Source organism: uncultured Sphingomonas sp., from assembly GCF_913778135.1.
Taxonomy (GTDB): Bacteria; Pseudomonadota; Alphaproteobacteria; order Sphingomonadales; family Sphingomonadaceae; genus Sphingomonas.
The window spans coordinates 25728-46076 of record NZ_CAJYVU010000131.1 but is presented as its reverse complement, the minus strand read 5'-3'; the positions used below and the strand labels follow the sequence as shown (position 1 = coordinate 46076).

The window sequence follows — 20349 nt, the reverse complement described above, 5'->3', positions numbered from 1 at the left end:
AAGGGGAATACACATGACCAAGACCACCACCACGCCCGCCCGCAAGCCCTGGATCCGCCCGGCCGTCGAAAAGATCGCAGCCGGTCAGGCCGAGGTCGGCACCCGCCAGACCGGCGACGGCAGCTTCACCACCAGCTGATCACACACCTACACGACCACCAGGACCGGCACGGATCACATCCGCGCCGGCCCTGCGCGTTGATGAGACTTGCCTAGCGCTCGCGATGCAACCGGAGTGGGCGCAACAATAATCGGATTGGCAACCCGCCCAGGATTACGCCAGGAACCGCCCAGCGTGGAACGGCGAGATGATGGGGCAGGTAGGGGCGCATCAGGAAACGTCTTATCGAGCTGCGGCGGTGCGCCGTGCCCGGCACCAGCCAGGCCTGCGCGCGCGCGTAGGCGAACAGTTCGCGAAACGGTCGTGCCAGCCGTCCACGCTCATCCTGTTCCGCGATGATTGCGGCAATTGAGTAGCGCAGCAGCCGTTGTATCGTGGGATCGCATCGAATGCGGTCTAGCAGCGGCGCAGGGGCGTCCAGTCCGAGCAACTCATGCGCGAGCAGGATCGCAACACCGGGCGTTAGCCCTGCGCCAAACGCGACCGCCTCGTTGTAGAGCCGCGTGATGTCCTCGTCCCGAAGCAGTGCGGTGACATCCGCCAGCCATTTCAGCCGCGCCCACAGGTGCGATGAACCGTGATAGCAGAGGTAGGCGAACAGCGGCGCGGTGGCGAGGGTAGCGAGCGATCCGCCCGGTGTCAGTTCCACCGTTTCGCGCGGGGAGCCCAATCCGATCGTCGGGATCGCAGCGGTGTTGTCGGCCAGCTCGGTATGGAGCTCGACCACGGTGTCACGTTCGGCATGACGCCATTCGGCCTCCTTGTTAGCGGCGAGGTAGCGGCGTACTTTTACCGGATCCTCGATCCCGCCCAGCACCCAGAGCTGATATCCGAGATCACGCAGAACCGCTCCCGCGGCGTCCAGCCGGTCACGCGCGACCAGCACGTCAACGTCCCACGAGGTCTTGAGCGCGGTTGTGCCGTGGACGCGCATGCCCAAGGTCGCGCCCTTGATGAAGATCGCGTCGATCCCGGCCGCGGCAAAGGCCCGGCCGACGCGCACTTCCTCGCCTGCGCTACGCAGCGTTCTCAGGCGCGCGGCTGCGGCGCTGGTGGCAAGACGCCTGGTCGCTGGCGTCGGAAGCTCGACGCCGGCTGCTGTCAGCCCCTGCTCGACGAAGCCTTCCACCCGGTGGCGATGCGCGAGCGTGACGACCAGCTCCGCATCGAACGGCACGCTCGCCGCATTACGGATCGCGTCCAACCGGCGCTCATCGGCGAGCGGCCGCACGCAGGCGGCGATCAGGCGCAGTTCCGAGCTGATTTCGATCATTGTATCATCCGATCAGGCCAGCAGCCCGGTCCATATCACCATCGCCTGTGCGGCACGCTGCGCATCGCTTATCTCACGGTTGCGCGTCGCAAAGCGACCGGGTCGTTCGCCGAAGCGGTCGAGAAAGACGCGGCTCGCGTGGCTGTCGCTGACAAGCCCGACCCGCGCCACCAGCGGCGCGAGCGCGCTGCCGCGTCCATTCGCCAGCAGCCGGCGCAGCCGCGTCAGGCGGCGGTCGAGCAGATGCGCCGCGACCCCGCCAAGCGGCTCGAACACGCGGTAGAGCGTCGCGCGCGACATCCGCAACGCCGACGCCAGTTCGCTCGCGTCGAACGTCGGATCGTCCAGCCGCGCCTCGATGATGCGATGCGCGCCGAGCAGGCGGCGTGCGCGCGCGCGCTGCGCCGCTGCTGTCGCTTGCCCCGCTAGAATGTCGCGCAGGCGATCGGCAACCTCCTCCTCAGGTGACCCGGTCGGCGTTTCGAGCAATGGGGGATGGGTCAGGGCGGTGAGGTGCCGCGCGAGCGGCGCCGCCCGCGCGCGGTCTAGGATCAGGCCGTTGAAACGTCGCGGCTCGCCGCCCGCCGCTTCCACGACTTCGCGTGCGACAGCGGCGGTGATCGTCTCCGCGCCGTCGATCTGGATCACGCCCGACCGGGTCATGTCGCACAACAGGATCTCGCCCGGCAGCAACACTCGCTCATTCTCGTCGACGACCGCGGCTACCGTGCCGCTCAGGCACAAGGTAAGCGTGAAGTGCGAGAAGTCGGTGCGGCGAACCTGCGCCGCATCGCGGACGTGGCGAACGCCAACAAGGCGACGCCTGTGCACCACCATCCGCGTGAATTCGAAACCGGTGAGCTCGGCCTCGAAGGCGTCGGCATGGCGCGTCGCCTCCGCGCCCGCTGCGAAGATCGAATGATATTGGTCGAACGCATCGTGCGACTGTCGGCCTGCGGTTGAGAAACGGTACCCCGCGGCGCTCATCGCGCCACCACGACCGTGCCGCGATCAGCCAGCAGCCCGGCGAGCGCCGCGATCAGCGTGGCGAGCAACACCGTCGCCGCTAGCCCCAGACCAACATCGGCCGACAGCAGCGGCACCAGCAGCGGCCCGCCGCTGATCCCGACCAGCGCGACCAGCGTCATGAACAGGCCATTGGCGGTGCCGCGCACCTCGGGCGGGATCAGCCGCTGGACGCGCACAAGTCCGATCCCACCGGCGATGCCTGCGGCGACCAGCGCTAGGCTCAGCACCACGAGCGCGATCGGCAGGTTGGGTGCGACGACGAACGCCCAGGTGAGCGGCGCGCAAAGCAGCATCACCGCCATGATGCCGCCCGTACCCAATCGTCCGCTGTCGGTGAGCGCGCCGCCCGCGACATGGCCGACCGGACTTGCGATCGTGCCGACCGCGCCGATCAGCAGCGCCGCCTTGGCGGGCGTGGTCATGTGCGCGCGCACCAGCACCACCGCGATCCAGGCGGACAGCCCCTGCGCGATGACAACGGTGCCGAGCGCCGAGATGACCGCTGTGCCGATCCTGAGCGGCGCCGTGCGCAGCCAGCGCGCTAGGATCGACCAGGCGACCGGCTTGCTGGGAACACCGCCGTGGACGAACCGCGTGCCGACGAGGAGGAAGACGATATTGCCCGCCGCCAGCGTCAGCAGCGTCGCCGACCAGGATGGCATGCCGCCCAAGCCATTGAACGCGCCCAGCAGCACGCCCGCAGCGAGAAAGGCGATCCCGCGCCCGAGCGTCCCCGCCCCCGTGAACAGAGTCAGGCCGCGCCCGACATGCGCCGGCGCGGCATTGCCTAGGATCAGCGCAAAGGCGGCGGGGGTGAGGGCTGCCTGACCCACGCCGGTAATGCTGCGGCCGAGCAGCAGGAGCGGCAGTGCTCGTGCGCCGGTGCCTGCTCCCATCCCCGCCAACGCCGAGATGACCAACCCCAGCGTCCACACCAGCACCGAGCCGACCAGCACGCGCCGCGCGCCGACCCGGTCGACCAGCCAGCCCGCGAACGGCAGCGCGGCGGCATAGGCGATGCCGAATGCGGGGCCGACCACCAGCGCCAGTTGCCGGTCGCTCAACCGCAGCGCCTCGGACAGCGCAGGGGCCAGCGCGGCGAACACTATGCGGTCGGTCGTCGCGGCCATGTTGAGCAGCAGCAAGGTCACGACGGCAGGAGTGGCGGCGGGGCTAGCGGCAGGGAAGGAGCGAAACGGCAGAAACCTGTTCCCATGGGCTAAGAAGACAGGCTCGTATCTGCCGGCGCATCACCGGCCATAGCAACGGAAATTGCCGGATAATGATTAGAAATAGGAAGGAAAATTGAGACGCCTAGGCATTGTCGGAGCCGATCCGGCCTGAGAAATTACGCGCATGTCCGAGACGGCGCATCGCGCATCCACCAGCATCAGTTTGACACGGGCGACAGCACCGTCGCGGTCGTCGGTCGCGGCGCCGACCGCTCGCCCGCTCGCCCGGTCGTCACATGGCGCGCTGCACCGTGCGCGGTTCTGCACTGTGGGAATGGACGAGGACGAGGCACGCCGCGCCTATCGCGAGCGGCTCGACGACGTTCTGGCGACCGATTTTCTCCAGCCGTTCGAGGCGACCTTGGACGCATACCGGCTCAACACGTTCAGCGTGCTGGTGCTGGAGGCGAGTGCCCGGCGCTCGACACGTACCGCGGCGCGGATCGCGGAGGATCGCTACGGGTCGGTCAACGTGCAGTACATCCGTCGCGGAACGGCATCGGGAAATGCGGGCGGACGGGTGGTGACCAGCCTGCCAGGTACGGTGATGATCTTGGATTATGGTCAGCCGTTCACGGTCACCGATCATGAGCGGCGCGACGTGATCAACATCGCGCTGCCGCGCGCCGCCTTTCCGGCACGCGATGCGGCCGAATGGCATGGTGCCGTCCTGGCGGGACCGGCCGCGACGATGCTCGCGCGTTTCATGGAGACATTGGGCGAGGCGCTGCCGCTGCTGCCAGCCGACACTGCCCCGGCGATGGAGCAGGCGTTCGTCGCGCTGTTGACCGCTGCGGTCGGGGGCGGAAAGGCCGGCGCGCCCGACGCGCCCGATGCGCGGCTGATCCACCGCGCCGGGCAATTGGTCGACGATCGCATCGGCTCGCCCGAACTCGATCCGGCGTGGCTGGCGGGCAAGCTCAACGTGTCGCGATCCGAGCTCTACAGCGTGATGGAGCGGTTCGGCGGGGTGTCGCGCTTCATCCTGCAACGCCGGCTGGCACGCGCGCGGGCTGCGTTGGAGGATGCAGCGGACGAGCGCCGGATCGGCGCGATCGCGTTCGCCTTCGGCTTTGCCAGCGAAGCGCATTTCGCACGCGCATTCCGCGCCGCGTTCGGCACCACCGCTAGCGCGGTTCGGCGCGCAAAGGCCGCGACACCGGACGCGCAATCCGGGACGCACAGTCAAGGAATATGAACGCACAGTTAAGGCGCTAGGCGAGCCGATCGGCTACAAAGCAACATATTATAACTTCCGCATGTGCGGGAGGTTCCGACTTTTTTCGACGGATCGCGGCTGGGCCGGATGATCCGCACATGGGGGATGTATGGCGGGCAAGTTCATTCGCGGCAACGACACCATCGGTGACATCGGCGCATACGATTCCCGGCTGATTTTCGGCGACTTCGACGGCGATGGCGATATCGACATCCTGTACCAGAACGGCAACGTCGCGGGTGCCGGCATCGGCTACAAGCAGAACAACGGCGACGGCACCTTCAACGATTTTACCAATGCGAACGACTCGACCACGTTCGCGGGCGTCGATTTCAGCACAACGCAAGTTTCGCGCACCGTGTTGTCGGTCGAGGACATTAACAACGACGGTCGTGCCGATATCGTTGATCGCAGCAACGGCGCCACGAACATCCTGTACCAGACGCCGACGGGTTTCACCTCGGGTCCCGACACGATCGGTGATACTGGGCAGTACGACTCGCGGATGATCTTCGGCGATTTCGACAATGACGGCGATACCGACATCCTGTACCAGAACGGCAACGTCGCGGGTGCCGGCATCGGCTACAAGCAGAACAACGGTAACGGCACCTTCACCGACTTCGCGGATGCCAAGGCTTCTGCCACGTTCGCAGGCATCGACCTCAGCACGACGCAGGTCACGCGCACGACCATGAGCGTCGAGGATATCAACCACGACGGTCGTGTCGACATTATCGATCGCACCAACAACGCCACCCGCATCCTTTATCAGGGCGCAAACGGCTTCGCAGCGGGTCCCGACACGATCGGCGACACGGGCCAGTACGACTCGCGCATGATCTTCGGCGACTTCGACAGCGATGGCGACATCGACATCCTGTATCAGAACGGCAACGTCGCAGGCGTTGGTATCGGTTACAAGCAGAACAACGGCGACGGCACGTTCACCGATTTCGCCAATGCGAACAACTCCGCCACCTTCGCCGGCGTCGACTTCAGCACCACGCAGGTCACGCGCACGACGATGGACGTCGTTGATATCGACCATGACGGCGACGTCGACATCATCGACCGCACCAACGACGCCACAGCCATCATCTACCAGGCGCAGGCCCCCGTGCTCGGCGGTGGCGGCAACACGGTTTCCGTTACCGAAGGCGATGGGGTCGAAGTCAACGGCGCGATCACGCTGTCGGACATCGACAACACGACGTTGACGGGTGCGCGCGTCGCGATCGACAATTTCTCGGACGGCGACCAGCTGGATATTGCATACCCGAACGGCCTCTCGGCCACGTACAGCAACGGCGTGCTGACGCTGAGTGGCACCGCCAGCGTCGACGCCTATCAGGCGGCGCTGCGCAGCGTCTTCTATTTCACCCGCAGCGACAACCCGTCGACGCAGGACCGCACGATCAGCTTCACCGTCAACGACGGTCAGGCCGACAGCAATGTCGCGACCTCGATCGTGGAGGTCACCGCGATCAACGACGCGCCGGTCAACACCACGGGCGCTACGCAGACGATCAACGAGGACGCAGGGTCGACGATCATCACCGGCCTGTCGATCGTCGACCCGGATAACAACGGCGCCTCGACCTACACGACGACGCTGTCGACCACTGCGGGCACGTTGACCGTGAGCGAGCCGCAGAACTTCGCCATCGCCTCGGGCGGCGCGAGCTACACCGTCACCAACTCGGGCGGTACGTCGACGATCGTGCTGACCGGCACGCTGGCGCAGATCAACGCGGTGATCGACGACAGCATCGCGTTCACGCCGACCGCGAACCTGAACGGCTCGGCGCGGATTACGATGACCACCAACGACGGCGGCACCTCCGGCGATGGCGGCGAGCTGTCCGCCAGCGCCACCAAGTTCATCAACATTACCGCGATCAACGACGCGCCGGTCGCGACGGGTGGCGGCAATACAATTGCGCATACCGAGGGTGGCGCGGCGACCGTGGTCAATGGTGCGATCGCGTTGTCGGATGTCGATAACACGACGTTGGCGGGCGCGCAGGTCGCGATCAATGGCAATTTCTCGGCCGGCGACCAGCTGAACTTCATCAATCAGAACGGCATTACGGGTTCGTACAACACCGCGACCGGCGTGCTGACGTTGAGCGGCACCGCCAGTATCGACGCCTATCAGGCGGCGCTGCGCAGCATTACCTATTCGACCACCAGCGAGAATCCGGGCACGCAGGACCGCACGATCAACTTCACGGTCAACGACGGCTCGCTCAACAGCACGGCCGCATCGTCGACTGTACAGGTCACTGCGGTGAACGACGCGCCTACGGTGACGATAGCGGGCCTGACCGGCGCGACCGAGCAGATGGCAGACAATCTGAAGGGCCACATCACCGTCGCCGACGTCGATGCAGGCAACAGCGTGGTCAGCGCCACCATCTCGGTCGCGCAGGGCTCGGGTGCCTTGGTGTTCGACGTCGGCAACAGCGGCGTCACCCTGACGGGTTCGAACCAGTTCGGCACCGACCTATATTCGGCGACGTTCAGTGGCACGGTGGCGCAGCTCAATGCGTTTCTCGGCACCGGCGCGGCGAGCACCAGCTCAATCTCCTACACCCCCACCAGCGACGCGCCGCCCGCCTCCACCACGCTGAGCGTGTCGGTCAACGACCTGGGTAACACCGGCCAGGGCGGCGCGCTGACCGCGACGCAGACCGCCACGATCGCGATCGCTTCGGTCAATGACGCGCCGGTGCTGCCGTCGATGCCCAACTTCGCCGTTGCACTGGAAGACACCACTCGCGTCTTCAACGCCAGCGACTTCGGCTTCAGCGATGTCGAGGGCAATAGCCTGGCTGCGGTGCGGATCACCTCGTTGCCGGGCGCAGGCCTGGGCACCCTGGCGCTGAAGTCGGGCGACTTTTTCTTCCGGGTGGATGCCAATACGGAGATCACGCGCGCTCAGATCAACGCCGGGGACTTCGTCTTCATCCCCAACTCCAACGTTCATGGGCAGACCGATTTCGGGTACCAGGTGCGCGACAATGGCGGCACCGCGAACGGCGGCAGCGACCTGTCGGCGATCGGCTCGTTCGGGCTGACTTTGGCGTCGGTAAACGACGCGCCGTCGGGCACCAACTCGACCATCACGACGCCCGAGAATGCCGCGATCACCGTGACGACCGCCAACTTCGGCTTCTCCGACCTGGACGACAGCCCGGCAAACAGCTTCAACGGCGCCTTCATCGACACGGTGCCGACGACGGGCACGCTGACGCTCGGCCAGAACGCAGTGGTGGCGGGCCAGTTCGTCTCCGCAGCCGACATCGCCGCGAACCGGCTGGTGTTCACGCCCGCCGACACCAACACGACGCGCGACGTCACGCTCAGCTTCCGCGTGCAGGACAATGGCGGCACGTCGAACGGCGGGCAGAACACCGACCAGACGCCCAACACGCTGACGATCACGGTGACAGCGGTGAACGACGCGCCGGTGGTTGACCTGAACGGTGCGGGTGCGGGCACCTCGGCTGCGCTGGCGTATACCGAGAACCAGGTGGCGACGGCGATTGCGCCGGGGGCGACCGTGACCGACGTGGACTCGGCGAACTTCGACGGTGGCACGCTGACGGTGGCGTTCACCGCGGGGAGTGCGGGCGAGGACCAGCTGTCGCTGCTGTCGTCGTCGACGCTGCAGGCGTCGGGCGGCGTGATCCTGACCGGACAGCAGGTTCTCGTGTTCGAGAACGGCACGTTTGTTCCGTCGTTCAACCCGACCGCGCAGATCGGCACCTACACTGGTGGCACGAACGGTGCGGCGCTGGTGATCAGCTTCAACACGAACGCGACGCCGGGGCTGGTGCAGCAGGTGACGGACGCGGTCGCCTATGCCAATGCGTCGGAGAACCCGTCGGCTGCGACGCGCACGCTCAGCTACACGCTGACTGACGGCGACGGCGGTACGGCGGTGACCGCAGCGACGATCACGGTGACCCCGGTCGATGACGCGCCGGTGGCGGTTGCGGATACGGGTGCGGTGCTGGAGACGGGCACGACCAGCGGCAACGTGCTGGGTAACGACACCGACGTTGACGCCGGAGCGAGGACGGTTGCCGCGGTCAACGGGGTGGCGGCGAACGTCGGGCAGCAGATCACGCTTGCCTCGGGCGCGCTGCTGACGCTCAACAGCGACGGCACCTATGCCTACAATCCCAACGACGCGTTCCAGCGTCTGGCGGGGCCTGACTCGGGCGCGCCGTTCGATCAGACGCATGCGATCGACACGTTCACCTACACGCTGAACGGTGGCAGCACCGCAACCGTGACGATCACGGTGACGGGCGAGGACAACAACGACACGTTCACGGTGACCGACAACAACACGGGCGACACGCGCATCATCGCGACGGGTACGGGGAACGATCAGTTCACCGGTCTCGGCACGGCGAGCTACGTGGTCGACGGCGGTGCGGGCGACGACCGAATCATCACCGATCGCGGCAATGACCGCGTCACCGGTGGCACGGGCAACGACTTCATCGAGACGGGCGCGGGCAACGACGACGTGTCGGGCGGCGACGGCAACGACACGATCGTCGGCGGTGCGGGCGAAGGCGACGACTTCTACGACGGCGGTCAGGGCACCGACACGGTCACCTACACCTCGCAAGGAACGGGCGCGAACCTCGTCATCAACCTGATCGAGGCGGATCGTAGCCAGGGTGCGGGCGCGATGTTCCCGGCGGGTGCGCCGAGCGACATCGGCGCGCGGTTGCAGGCGATCCTGACGCGCAACGACCTGCCGACGAACACGCCGGTCGGCTACGCCTACGGCGGTGCGATCGGCGTCGACGCGCTGCGCAGCATCGAGAACGTGACGTCAGGCGCGGGCGACGACATCATCGTCGGCAACGCGGGCGCGAACACGATCGACGCGGGCGCGGGCAACGACTTCGTGTCTGGCGGTGCGGGCAACGACGTGCTGATCGGTGGAACGGGCAACGATACGCTCTACTACGGCGACATCACCAACATCGTGCAGGTGAACCTCGCCGAGGGTCAGGTGAATGCGGGCGCGCAGGGCGGCGTCGACCAGGTTTCGGGCTTCGAGAACGTCATTCTGGGGTCGGGCAACGACCAGTTCATCGGTGACGCGGGCGACAATGTTGTCGAGGGCGGTGCAGGCAACGACCAGATCGACGGCGGTGCGGGCACCGACACCGCGGTCTACCGCGGCGTGGCTGCGGCCGACGGCATCGCGGTGCAGCTGGGCGACGAACTGCGCATCACGCCGGGTGGTGGCCTCGGCACCGACCGGCTGAGCAACATCGAGCGCGTGAGCTTCGTCAACGGCGACGACGTGTTCACGGTCACCGTGCAGGACGGCAATGCGCTGGTTGCGAGCCGCGACGACGTGGCGGTGGTCACTGCGACCTCAACCACCACGGCGGGTTCCACCCCGGCGACGTTGACCGCGACGGCTGCGACCGGCGTGTTGGCAAACGACGTCAACCTTGACCAGGGCGGAGCGGACCAGAAGGTTGTCGCGGCGGTGTCGTTCGGCGACACTGTTGGCGCGGTTGGCCAGGCGGTGACCGGCATCTACGGCACGCTGACGCTCAATGCCGACGGTAGCTATAGCTATGTCGCGAACACGGCTGCCACGACCGCGCTGAACGGCGGGGCAACCGCACAGGACGTGTTCACCTACCGTGCCGATGACGGCGACGTGGGTGACTCCGCGCCCGCCACGCTCACCTTCACGGTGACGGGCGCGAACGAGGCGGCGACGATCACGGGCACCGCGACCGGTGGCGTGACCGAGGATGCGGCCGCGACGCTGACAACGACGGGGCAGCTGTCCGTCACCGACGCCGACACCGGCGAGGCGGTGTTCCGTATGCAGACGGGCACCGCGGGCACGAACGGCTACGGCAGCTTCTCGCTCGATGCGAATGGCAACTGGAGCTACAGCGCGGACAACAGCCAGACCGCGATCCAGCAGCTGAGCGCGGGCAAGACGATCACCGACAGCTTCACCGCGGTGTCGAGCGACGGCACGGCGAGTCAGGTGGTGACGGTGACGATCACGGGCACCAACGACAATGTGACGCTGACGGGTGGACAGATCGGAGCGATTACCGACACGGCTGCGACCGACACGTTCACGGCCATCAGCGGGCGGATCGACAACGATCACACGAGTGGCGCGAACGGCGTCGGTCAGCTGACCGACGTGGATAACAGCGACACCTACAGCTACACGGTCGTCGGGACCCCCGATGCGACCTACGGCACGTTCGCGCTGGCGAGCGACGGCACCTACACCTTCACCCCCAACAGCGCCGCGATCAACGCTTTGCCCGAGGGGGAGCAGCGGACGCTCACCTACACGGTTCAGGTGAGCGACAATGCGGGCTCGACGTCGCAGGCCGACTTCACGATCAACGTGACCGGCGCGAACGACAATGCGACGATCGGCGGGCAGCTGAGCGGCAGCGTCACCGAAGACGTGAACGTCACGCCGGCAACCGACAACGCCCCGGCGACGCTGACGACCAGTGGCACCGTGACCGTGTCGGACGTTGACACCAACGAGGCGACGATCCAGCCGCAGACCGAGACCGACGGTGAATTCGGCCGCTTCACGATCGATGCTGCGGGCAACTGGACCTACACCGTCGACAACGAGGCCGTGCAATTCTTCGGCGCGGGCGAGACGTACACCGAGGAGTTCGAGGTCAGATCGGCCGACAACACCGGCTCGAACATCGTTACGGTGACGATCAACGGCACCAACGACACGCCGGTGCTGACGGGCGGCGACCTCGTGACCTATAACGACACGAGCGAGATCGACACATTCACCGCGTTCAGCGGTCAGATCAGCAACACCAACAGCGCCTTCACCTTCCTGCCGCTGGCACAGGTCGAGGGCACGTCGCAGGTCCAGCCGGTCGGCACGGTGTCCGACGCCGATTTCAGCGACCAGAGCTTCACCTTCGCGCGCGCTGGCTCGGCGGAGGAAAATACGCGGAACGACGCCTACGGCGATCTGGTCGTCAACACCGACGGTTCGTACACCTTCACGCCCAACGACGCGGCGGTGAACGCGCTGACCGGCACGCTGGTGCTCACCTACACGATCTCGGCGACCGACGGCTCGGGCACAGACAATGCGACCGGCACGGGCACGTTCACGATCACGCTGAACGGTGTCAACGACGCGCCCGTGACGGGCGGCAACACCGAGGCATTCGTGACCGAGGATGCGGTGGCGACGGGCACGACCAACCTGGTCGCGACCGGCACGCTGACCGTAACCGACGCCGACACGAACCAGTCGAGCTACCAGGCGCAGACCGCGACCGGCCAGTACGGCACGTTCGTGCTGAACACTGACGGGACCTACACCTACACCGCCGACAACAATCAGCGCAGCATCCAGGAGATCGGTCAGGGCGACACGCGCACCGACACGTTCACCGCGCTGACCGCCGATGGTACCGAGCAGCAGGTCACGGTGACGATCAACGGCGTCAACGACGCGCCGGTGGTGGTGCAGCCGGGTCCGGCGGTGCTGGTCGACACGACGTCCGCCAACGGCAGCTTCGCGACCGCGACCAGCCTCGACGGCCTGTTCGGCTATGCCGCCAACCCGGATGTCGGCAACGCGACCACGGTGCCGCACGTCTCGATCCAGGGCACGACCAGCGAAGGCGTGATCGACTATTACACCTTCACGGTCGGTGCAGGTGGCGGCACGGTGACGCTCGACGTCGATGGTGCAGACTTTGACACCACGGTGGCAATCTACGACGCCGCGGGGAACCAGGTTGACGGGAATGACGACAGCAGCCTTGGCAACGGCGCGGACGAAAACAGCGTAAACAGCTTCCTGACGGCAACGCTGGCCGCCGGCACCTATACCGTCGCGATCGATCGATATAGCTTCCCTGTGGCAGTTGCTTTCGGAGGAGTCGGCAATCCGGCACCTGCCGGCTCGATCTACACGCTGCAGGTGTCGCTGACCAATCCGGCGATACCGTCGGCAGAGGCGGGACCTTACACGCAGACCGTCACCGAAACCGACAGCGCGATTGCGCTGACCGGCCGGGTCGCGGTGACGGACGACGTCGGCGACACCGACACGTTCGCGCGCACCGCGTCGAGCGTGACGGCGAGCGGGCGGACGCTGACCGCGGACCAGCAGGCGGCGGTCGCCGCGGCCTTCACGGTGAACAGCGAGACGGGCGAATATACGTTCAATCTGCCATCGCCCGATTACCTCGATGCCGGTCAGAGCATCACAGCGACCTTCACCGTGACGGTGACCGACCAGCTCGGTGCCTCGACAACGCAGAACGTGACCTACACGATCAACGGATCGGAGGAGACCGGCGCGCAGGCGCAGGCGACCGACGGTGACGACATCATCACCGGCACTTCGTTCGGCGACCTCATCAATGGCGGTACGGGCGACGACACGATCAACGGCGGTGGCGGCAACGACCAGCTGTCGGGTGGGGCGGGCGACGACGTGCTGAACGGTGGGTCGGGTGACGACACGCTGAACGGCAACGACGGCGACGATACGCTGAACGGCGGGTCAGGCAACGACCTGCTCTTCGGTGGCGCGGGCGACGACGTGCTGAACGGCGGATCGGGAGACGACCTGCTCGCGGGCGGCACCGGCACCAACACCGTCGACGGCGGTGCGGGTAATGACACCGGCGTGCTGGAGCTGACCAGCGACCAGTATCTGATCGAGACGCTCACCGCGACGACCGCGCGCTTCACCAGCACCGACGGCAGCGAGCAGACAACCTTCTCGAATGTCGAAAACTACCGCTTCGTCGACGGCACCACGCTGGTGCTGAACGCAGGCGGGCGCACGCTGACCGGTACTGCCGGCAGCAACGTGCTGGCGGTCGGTGCGGGCACCAACACCGTCGACGGCGGTGCGGGTGACGACACCGGCGTGCTGCGTGGTAACTACAACGACTATACGGTGACGCAGGGAGCCGGGTCGGTCACGATCGCGCGCAATGCGGGCGGCGAGACGAGCACCTTCACCAACGTCGAGCATTATCGCTTCGCCGACGGCGTGGTGCTGACGCTGGGCAATGCCGGTGCCGACACGTTCGACCTGTCGGCGAAGACGGGAGCGGTGACGCTCGCGACGGGTGCGGGCAACGACGCGATCTACGCCGGCGCGGCGTTGACGGGTGCGGACCGGATCGACGCGGGTGCTGGCAACAACGACCAGGTCGCGCTGCAGGGCAACTACACCGGCGCGAACGCGCTGGTGCTGGAAGCCGGCACGCTCACCAACGTCGAGGTGCTGGCGGTGCTGGAGGGTGGCAATTACGACATCACCACCGACGACGGCGCAGTGGTCGCAGGGCAGGTGTTCACCGTGTTCGGTGGCGGCCTGGACAGCGGCGACAGCCTGACCTTCAACGGGTCGGCTGAAACCGATGGCTCGTTCCTGTTCTTCGGCGGGCAGGGTATCGACACGCTGACGGGTGGCGCGAACAGCGACGCGTTCTTCTTCGGACCCGACCGGTTCGGGGCGAGCGACACGGTGGTCGGTGGCGGCGGTGTCGACCAGATCGGCTTCGACGGCTTCTCGAGCAACCTGACGCTCGACGCGCGCGTCGACGTCGAGGTGGTGGCGCTCCTGCGCGGGCCTAACGGCACGATCAACAGCTACGGCGCGATCACGGTCGACGACAGCTGGGTGGCAGCCGGCGAGACCAAGACGATCACCGCGGTGACGAGCTTCCAGGATCAGGTGGGGCCGGTACTCGCCGATCTCACGATCGATGGCAGTGCGGAGACGAACGGCAACCTGCGCATCCTGTCGGGCTCGGGCAACGACACGTTGACCGGGGGTGCCGGCAACGACATCATCTTCGGCGGTCTCGGCCACGACACGATGACGGGTGGTGCCGGCAACGACACGTTCGTGTTCAATGGTGCCGCTGACTCGGCGAGCACCGGGTTCGACACGATCCTCGACTTCGATCGCGCGAGCGACACGATCCAGGTGAACGGCCAGACCTACGCCAGCTTCACCGACCAGAGCGGCGGCCAGCTGTCGCAGAACAGCTTCGACGCCGATCTGTCACAGGCAATTGGTACGACGCTGACGGGCACGAACGGCGTGTTCTTCACCGCGAGCTCGGGTGATTACGCAGGGCAGACGTTCCTGGTCATCAACACCGATGGTGTCGACGGCTACCAGGCAGGCTCCGACCTCGTGATCCGCACCGACCCGGGTGCGCCGGTTTCGATCGAAGCATTCGGAGGCGGCAACACCGGCGTCGTCACGCCGCTCGAGGCAGCAGCACCGCTCGACCACCATCAGACGATCATCGCCTGACCCGAACAAACAGAAGGGAAATACACATGACCAAGACCATCACTGCCGCACCCGCCCGCAAGCCTTGGGTCCGCCCCGCGGTCGAGAAGATCGCAGCTGGCCAGGCCGAGGTCGGCACCCGCCAGACCGGCGACGGCAGCTTCACGACCTCCTGATCACCGCACCAAACCACAAGCAGGGCCGGCACGGAAACACTTCCGCGCCGGCCCTGCGCGTTGCGGGACTTGTTTTCCTCCCAACAATCAGGCTCTTGCGTGGACAAGCAACATTGGGCAACGCCGCACCGACTGGGGGGCGAATGACGGTGACACGAACCGGTGGGCGTCGGAGGAGGCGCGTACCGCATATCGCGCTGCTGGGCGGGCTGACCGCGAGCATGACGCCGGCGATGGCCGCGCAGGTCACGCCTGCGCCATCGGGTTCGCTGGTGGTCAATCCGCAGCAGGGCGCGACGCCGCGTCCGATCTCTCCGGCACCGGCACCGTCCATTCCGCCGCTGCCCGTGCCGGTGCCGGCCAGTTCCTCACTGCCCGCCGCGACCACGCCCATTGTCCCGACCACGACGCTGCCCGCATACCAGTTGCCTCAGCCGACGCGCACGATCGACCTGCGTCCCGCCCCGCGCCAGTCGCTGCCACGACGCAGTGTCGAGGGCGGGCTGCCGCTGCCCGCGACCGATCCGCTGCGGATCGATCCCGCAACCGATCCGGTGCTGCGCCTTGCGCGCGCCTCGACCGATCCCGACGCCTTTCACGCCGCGATCGCCGACGCGGTGCGCCGCAACCCCGCGCTCGACGAGGCAACCGCGCAGGTCGCCGAAGCCGACGCTGTCCGCGACGAGGCGGTTGCGCGCTCGCTGCCGACGCTCGACGCATCGGTGTCGACCTTTCGCGTGCTCAGCCGCGCGTTCTCGAACGACCCGGGCAACGTCCTCGAACGCTCGCGTCCACGCCGGCGCACCGATGGACTGCTGCGCGTCCAGCAGCCGCTGGTTGATTTCGGCGCCAGCCGTAACCGCATCCGCGCCGGTGACGCGCGGCTTGAGGCGGCGCGCGCCGGGGTGGAGGACAGCGGCACGCGCGTCGCGCTGGTCGCGGTGTCGGCGTGGTACCAGGTCTACGGTCTGCGCGCGTTGGTGCGGCTGGCTAGCGCCTTCTCGGGCAGCCAACGCGACCTGCGCACCGCCTTGCAGGACCGGGTCCGCCAGGGTGCGGCCGCCCCCGCCGATGTCGTGCAAGTCGACGGCTACATCGCCTCCGCCGACGCGCAGGTCGCCGATTTTCGCCGCCAGTTGGTGAGTGCGGAGGCGCAATATGCCGCGGTGATCGGCAGCGCGCCGCCCGCCGACCTCGGCCGCGCACCGGCGCCCGCGCTGGCGGCGGTCACGCGCGGCACGCTCGGCAACGATGCCGACCAACTGCCCGCGGTGCGCGCCGCGCGGTCGAGTGCGCAGGCCGCGCGCTACGATGCCAAGGCGGCGAACTCCGACCTGTTGCCGCAGGTCACGCTCGGGGTCGACGCCGGTCGTTACGGCATCATCGAGACGGATCGCGATTACGACATCCGCGGCAATCTGACGCTCTCGCTGCGGTTGGGCGGCGGTGCGTCGCAGCGGATGCGCCAGGCGGTGGCGCGCGCTGACGGTGCCGACGCGCGACTGCGCCGGACTAGGATCGAGGCGCTGCGCGATGCCGAGATCGCGCTGTCCGACGTCGCCGCGCTGGAGGATGCGGAGGCGGCGATCCGCGCCAATTACCTTGCCGGTCGCCAGTCGCGCGACGTGCTTGCCGAGCGGTTCCGCGTGTCGCGCGGGACGCTGTTCGACCTGCTCGGCGCGGAGAGCAATTACTTCAGCGTCGCCGCGCGCTATCTTCAGACCGTAATCGAACTCGACAGCGCGCGCTACGCGCTGCTCGCCCGCACCGGGCGGCTGCTGCCCGCGCTCGGGATCGATGCCGCAACCCTGGAACCCCGATGAACACCGTTGCACACGACCGCCATCACGATCTGGTCGATCATCCGCGTCCGCGCTTCGCGCCGTGGCTGATGGAGCCGATGCTGCGCAACAAGTCGACCTATCTGAAGGTCGCGCTCGCTGCGGCGATGATCAACATCTTCGGGCTGATCACCTCGTTGTTCACGATGACGGTGTACGACCGCGTCGTCCCCAACAACGCCTTCACCTCGCTGGTCGCACTGTCGATCGGGCTCGTCGTCGTCGTCGTGTTCGATTTCCTGCTGCGTATCCTGCGCGCCTATTTCACCGATCTGGCGGGCGCCGACATCGACCATGACGTCGGCGGGCGCGTGTTCAAGCGATTGGTGGCGATCCGGCTCGACCAGAAGAAAGGCTCCACCGGTGCCCTGACCGGCATGATGCGCGAGCTGGAAACGCTACGCGACTTCTTTGCCTCCGCCACGATGACCGCGCTGGTCGACGTGCCGTTCATTGTCGTGACACTGGTCTTCATCGCGATTCTGGGTGGACTGGTGGTGTGGGTGCCGCTGGCGACGATCCCGATCGTGATCGGCGCGGGCTGGCTGACGCGCCCCGCGCTCGACCGCCTGTCGGCCAAGTCGATGAGCGAGGGGCTATCGAAGCAAAGCGTGCTCGTTGAAACCGTCGGCGCGCTCGAGATGGTCAAGACCAGCGGCGCCGGGCGCCTGCTCGGTCGCCGCTGGAGCCGCGCCAATGTCGCGCACGGCGCAAGCTCGACGCGGCAGCGGCTGGTGTCAACGATCGCGACCACGGTCGCGGCCTCGGCAAATACCTTGTCCTACGCCGGTACCGTGGTGGCGGGCGTGTTCCTGATCGCGGACCACAAGCTGACCACGGGGGCGCTGGTCGCCTGCTCGATCCTGTCGGGGCGCGCGGTGCAGCCGCTCGCCACCATCGCCGCGCTGCTGTCGCGATTGTCGGCGACGCGCACCGCCTACAAGCAGATCAACGGCATGATGGAGACGGGGTCGGAGGAGCCGGGCGCCGGCGCGCTGCGGCCCGCGAAGTTCGAGGGCCGGATCGAGCTGAAAGGCGTAGAGTTCCGCTATCCCGGTGCGGCGGAGAAGACGCTCGACGGGCTCAACCTCGTCATTCCCGCCGGGCAGCGTGTCGCGCTGTTGGGCAAAGTAGGATCGGGCAAGTCGACGATCGCACGGATGATCCTGGGGCTCTACCCGCCGCAGGAAGGGCTGGTGATGATCGACGGCACCGACGTGCGCCAGTTCGACCCACACGCGATGCGCGCGCTGATCGGCACTGCGCTACAGGAGCCGGTGCTGCTGTCGGGCAGCGTGCGCGAGAACATCGTGCTCGACCGTGAGGCGGTCGATGATGAGGAGATGCTGCGCGTCGCCGATCTGTCGGGCACGCACGGCTTCATGGGGCGGATCGCCAACGGCTACGACCTCCAGCTTGCCGATCGCGGCGAGGGGCTGTCGGGCGGGCAGCGCCAGGCGATCAGCCTTGCGCGCGCGTTGGCGGGGAAACCGCAGATCCTGATCTTCGACGAACCCACCAGCTCGATGGACCAGGGCAGCGAAGCGCAGCTGATCGCGCGGCTCGAGGCCGAATTGAAGGGGCGCACCTTCGTGCTCATCACCCACCGACCCGCGCTGGTGAAGCTGGTCGACCGGATCGTGGTGATCGAGAACGGCCGCGTCGTGCAGGACGGCCCGCGTGATGCGGTGCTGCAGGAACTCCAGCGGCCGCGCGCAGCGGCCTGAGACCGGACCGATGACCGACACCCATCTCGAAGACCTGGCCGACCGGATCAAGCCCAAGGCGCTGTCCAACCTGCTGTTGTGGCTGATCCTCGGCTTCGTCGCGATCTTCATTATCTGGGCAAGCGTGGTGCAGCTCGACCGCACCGTGCATGCGCCCGGCCGTGTCGTGCCGTCGAGCCGGTTGCAGGTGCTGAGCAACCTGGAAGGCGGCATCGTGTCACAGATCCTGGTGCGCGCGGGCGACCTGGTGCGCCAGGGGCAGCCGCTTGTCAGGCTCGATCGCACGCAGGCAGGCGCCGACCTCGGCAGCTCGCAGGCGACCGTCGGCGCGCTGGAGGCCAAGATCGCGCGGCTCCAGGCCGAGATCGCGGGACGCGAGCCGAGCTACCCGTCCGCGACCAACCCCGAACTCGCCGAGCAGATCGGTATCGAGCGCTCGCTTCATGCCGCGCGGATCAGCGATCTCGCCAGCTTGAGCTCGGCCGCGGCCGCACGCGAGGCGCAGGCCAATCGCGCGGTGGCGGAGGCGCAGGCGGCATACCAGTCGCGCGTTTCGGCACGCGATACCGCGCGGCGTCAGCTCGAGCTCATCCGCCCGCTGGTGGAGCGCGGGATCGAGCCGCAGGTGACGCTGATCCAGCTCGAGAATGCGGCCGCGGTCGCAACCACCGATGCGGCGCAGGCATCGGCCGCGATCGCGCGCGCGCAGGGCGGCGTCGCCGAGGCGCGCGCGAGTCTGGCGCAGGTACGCGGCGCATGGCGCGCGCAGGCGGGCACCGATCTCGCCACTGCGCAGGCCGAACTCGCCGCGCGTCGCCAGGCGGTGCCCGCACTTGCCGCCAAGCTCGGCCGCGCGACGGTCGCCGCGCCGGTCGACGGCCGCGTCAACCGCGTGCTCGTGTCTACGGTGGGCGCGAGCATCGCCGCGGGCCAGCCGATCGTCGAGGTGGTCCCGTCCGCCGATGCGCTGACCGTCGAGGCGATGGTCAGCCCGAAGGACATCGCCTCGGTTCGCATCGGTCAGCACGCCCGCGTCAACGTGACCGCGTATGAAAGCGGTATCTACGGCGGGATGGACGGCCGCGTGGTCACGATCTCGCCCGATGCGACCGTGGAGGAACGGACCGGCGAGAGTCATTACACCGTCCGCGTCCGCGCCGACGCGCAGAACTTCCGCGGGCCGAACGGCGAGCGGCTGGTGATCGGCCCGGGCATGACCGCCGACGTCAACCTGATCGGCGACAAGCGCTCGGTCATGGCCTACATCCTGACCCCGTTTACCCGGTTGCGAGAGGACGCGTTGCGCGAGTGAGGGGCTGCACGAAAAGGTCCTTTCCGGTTTATTAAAATTCCGTCACGGTCCTGTCACGGGGCGGCGATAAC

At 67.2% G+C, this 20349-nt stretch carries 10 protein-coding genes; 7 read left to right on the top strand and 3 right to left on the bottom strand.

Annotation, left to right across the window (positions count from 1 at the left end; all coding sequences use genetic code 11):
• Positions 1-13 precede the first annotated feature (13 nt).
• The gene (locus QZ847_RS12215; RefSeq protein ID WP_294356836.1) at positions 14-139 is read left to right on the top strand and encodes a hypothetical protein; all 126 of its coding nucleotides are present in this window, start codon (positions 14-16) and stop codon (positions 137-139) included.
• A 73-nt stretch (positions 140-212) separates the two neighbouring features.
• Here the strand turns inward: QZ847_RS12215 and QZ847_RS12210 are convergent, their stop codons facing one another.
• The 3 genes from QZ847_RS12210 to QZ847_RS12200 are packed head-to-tail and all read right to left on the bottom strand — an operon-like array spanning position 213 to position 3574.
• Positions 213-1394 (bottom strand): nucleotidyltransferase family protein, encoded by a 1182-nt coding sequence (locus QZ847_RS12210; RefSeq protein WP_294356834.1) that lies wholly within the window; start codon positions 1392-1394, stop codon positions 213-215.
• Positions 1395-1406: 12 nt separating this feature from the next.
• Positions 1407-2381, bottom strand: coding sequence for a helix-turn-helix domain-containing protein (locus QZ847_RS12205; protein WP_294356832.1), 975 nt, complete (start codon positions 2379-2381; stop codon positions 1407-1409).
• Positions 2378-3574: an MFS transporter gene (locus tag QZ847_RS12200; protein WP_294356831.1), complete on the bottom strand. Its 1197-nt coding sequence runs from the start codon at positions 3572-3574 to the stop codon at positions 2378-2380. The genes QZ847_RS12205 and QZ847_RS12200 overlap by 4 nt, the downstream gene beginning before the upstream one ends.
• 355 nt (positions 3575-3929) lie before the next feature.
• Here QZ847_RS12200 and QZ847_RS12195 point away from each other — a divergent pair, with 355 nt between their 5' ends.
• The 6 genes from QZ847_RS12195 to QZ847_RS12170 all read left to right on the top strand — a co-directional run bounded on the left by QZ847_RS12195 (position 3930) and on the right by QZ847_RS12170 (position 20278).
• Positions 3930-4853: a helix-turn-helix domain-containing protein gene (locus tag QZ847_RS12195; RefSeq protein ID WP_294356829.1), complete on the top strand. Its 924-nt coding sequence runs from the start codon at positions 3930-3932 to the stop codon at positions 4851-4853.
• Positions 4854-4983: 130 nt separating this feature from the next.
• Positions 4984-15243 carry a VCBS domain-containing protein gene (locus QZ847_RS12190; RefSeq protein ID WP_294356828.1) on the top strand — a complete coding sequence of 3420 codons (10260 nt, stop codon included), beginning with the start codon at positions 4984-4986 and terminating at the stop codon, positions 15241-15243.
• A gap of 26 nt (positions 15244-15269) precedes the next feature.
• A complete protein-coding gene (locus QZ847_RS12185) occupies positions 15270-15398 on the top strand; it encodes a hypothetical protein (protein WP_294356826.1) in 129 nt (42 codons plus the stop codon).
• A gap of 143 nt (positions 15399-15541) precedes the next feature.
• On the top strand, positions 15542-17221 hold the full coding sequence (locus tag QZ847_RS12180) for a TolC family protein (RefSeq protein ID WP_294356824.1): 1680 nt from the start codon (positions 15542-15544) through the stop codon (positions 17219-17221).
• Positions 17218-18966 (top strand): ATP-binding cassette domain-containing protein, encoded by a 1749-nt coding sequence (locus tag QZ847_RS12175; RefSeq protein ID WP_294356822.1) that lies wholly within the window; start codon positions 17218-17220, stop codon positions 18964-18966. The genes QZ847_RS12180 and QZ847_RS12175 overlap by 4 nt, the downstream gene beginning before the upstream one ends.
• Positions 18967-18976: 10 nt before the next feature.
• The gene (locus QZ847_RS12170; RefSeq protein WP_294356820.1) at positions 18977-20278 is read left to right on the top strand and encodes an HlyD family type I secretion periplasmic adaptor subunit; all 1302 of its coding nucleotides are present in this window, start codon (positions 18977-18979) and stop codon (positions 20276-20278) included.
• Positions 20279-20349 lie beyond the last annotated feature (71 nt).

Bases quoted from the DNA above. Each gene is read 5' to 3' on its own strand.
- QZ847_RS12185 (WP_294356826.1), top strand. From the start codon at position 15,270: ATGACCAAGACCATCACTGCCGCACCCGCCCGCAAGCCTTGGGTCCGC.
- QZ847_RS12180 (WP_294356824.1), top strand. From the start codon at position 15,542: ATGACGGTGACACGAACCGGTGGGCGTCGGAGGAGGCGCGTACCGCAT.
- QZ847_RS12205 (WP_294356832.1), bottom strand. From the start codon at position 2,381: ATGAGCGCCGCGGGGTACCGTTTCTCAACCGCAGGCCGACAGTCGCAC.
- QZ847_RS12170 (WP_294356820.1), top strand. From the start codon at position 18,977: ATGACCGACACCCATCTCGAAGACCTGGCCGACCGGATCAAGCCCAAG.
- QZ847_RS12190 (WP_294356828.1), top strand. From the start codon at position 4,984: ATGGCGGGCAAGTTCATTCGCGGCAACGACACCATCGGTGACATCGGC.
- QZ847_RS12215 (WP_294356836.1), top strand. From the start codon at position 14: ATGACCAAGACCACCACCACGCCCGCCCGCAAGCCCTGGATCCGCCCG.
- QZ847_RS12195 (WP_294356829.1), top strand. From the start codon at position 3,930: ATGGACGAGGACGAGGCACGCCGCGCCTATCGCGAGCGGCTCGACGAC.
- QZ847_RS12175 (WP_294356822.1), top strand. From the start codon at position 17,218: ATGAACACCGTTGCACACGACCGCCATCACGATCTGGTCGATCATCCG.
- QZ847_RS12210 (WP_294356834.1), bottom strand. From the start codon at position 1,394: ATGATCGAAATCAGCTCGGAACTGCGCCTGATCGCCGCCTGCGTGCGG.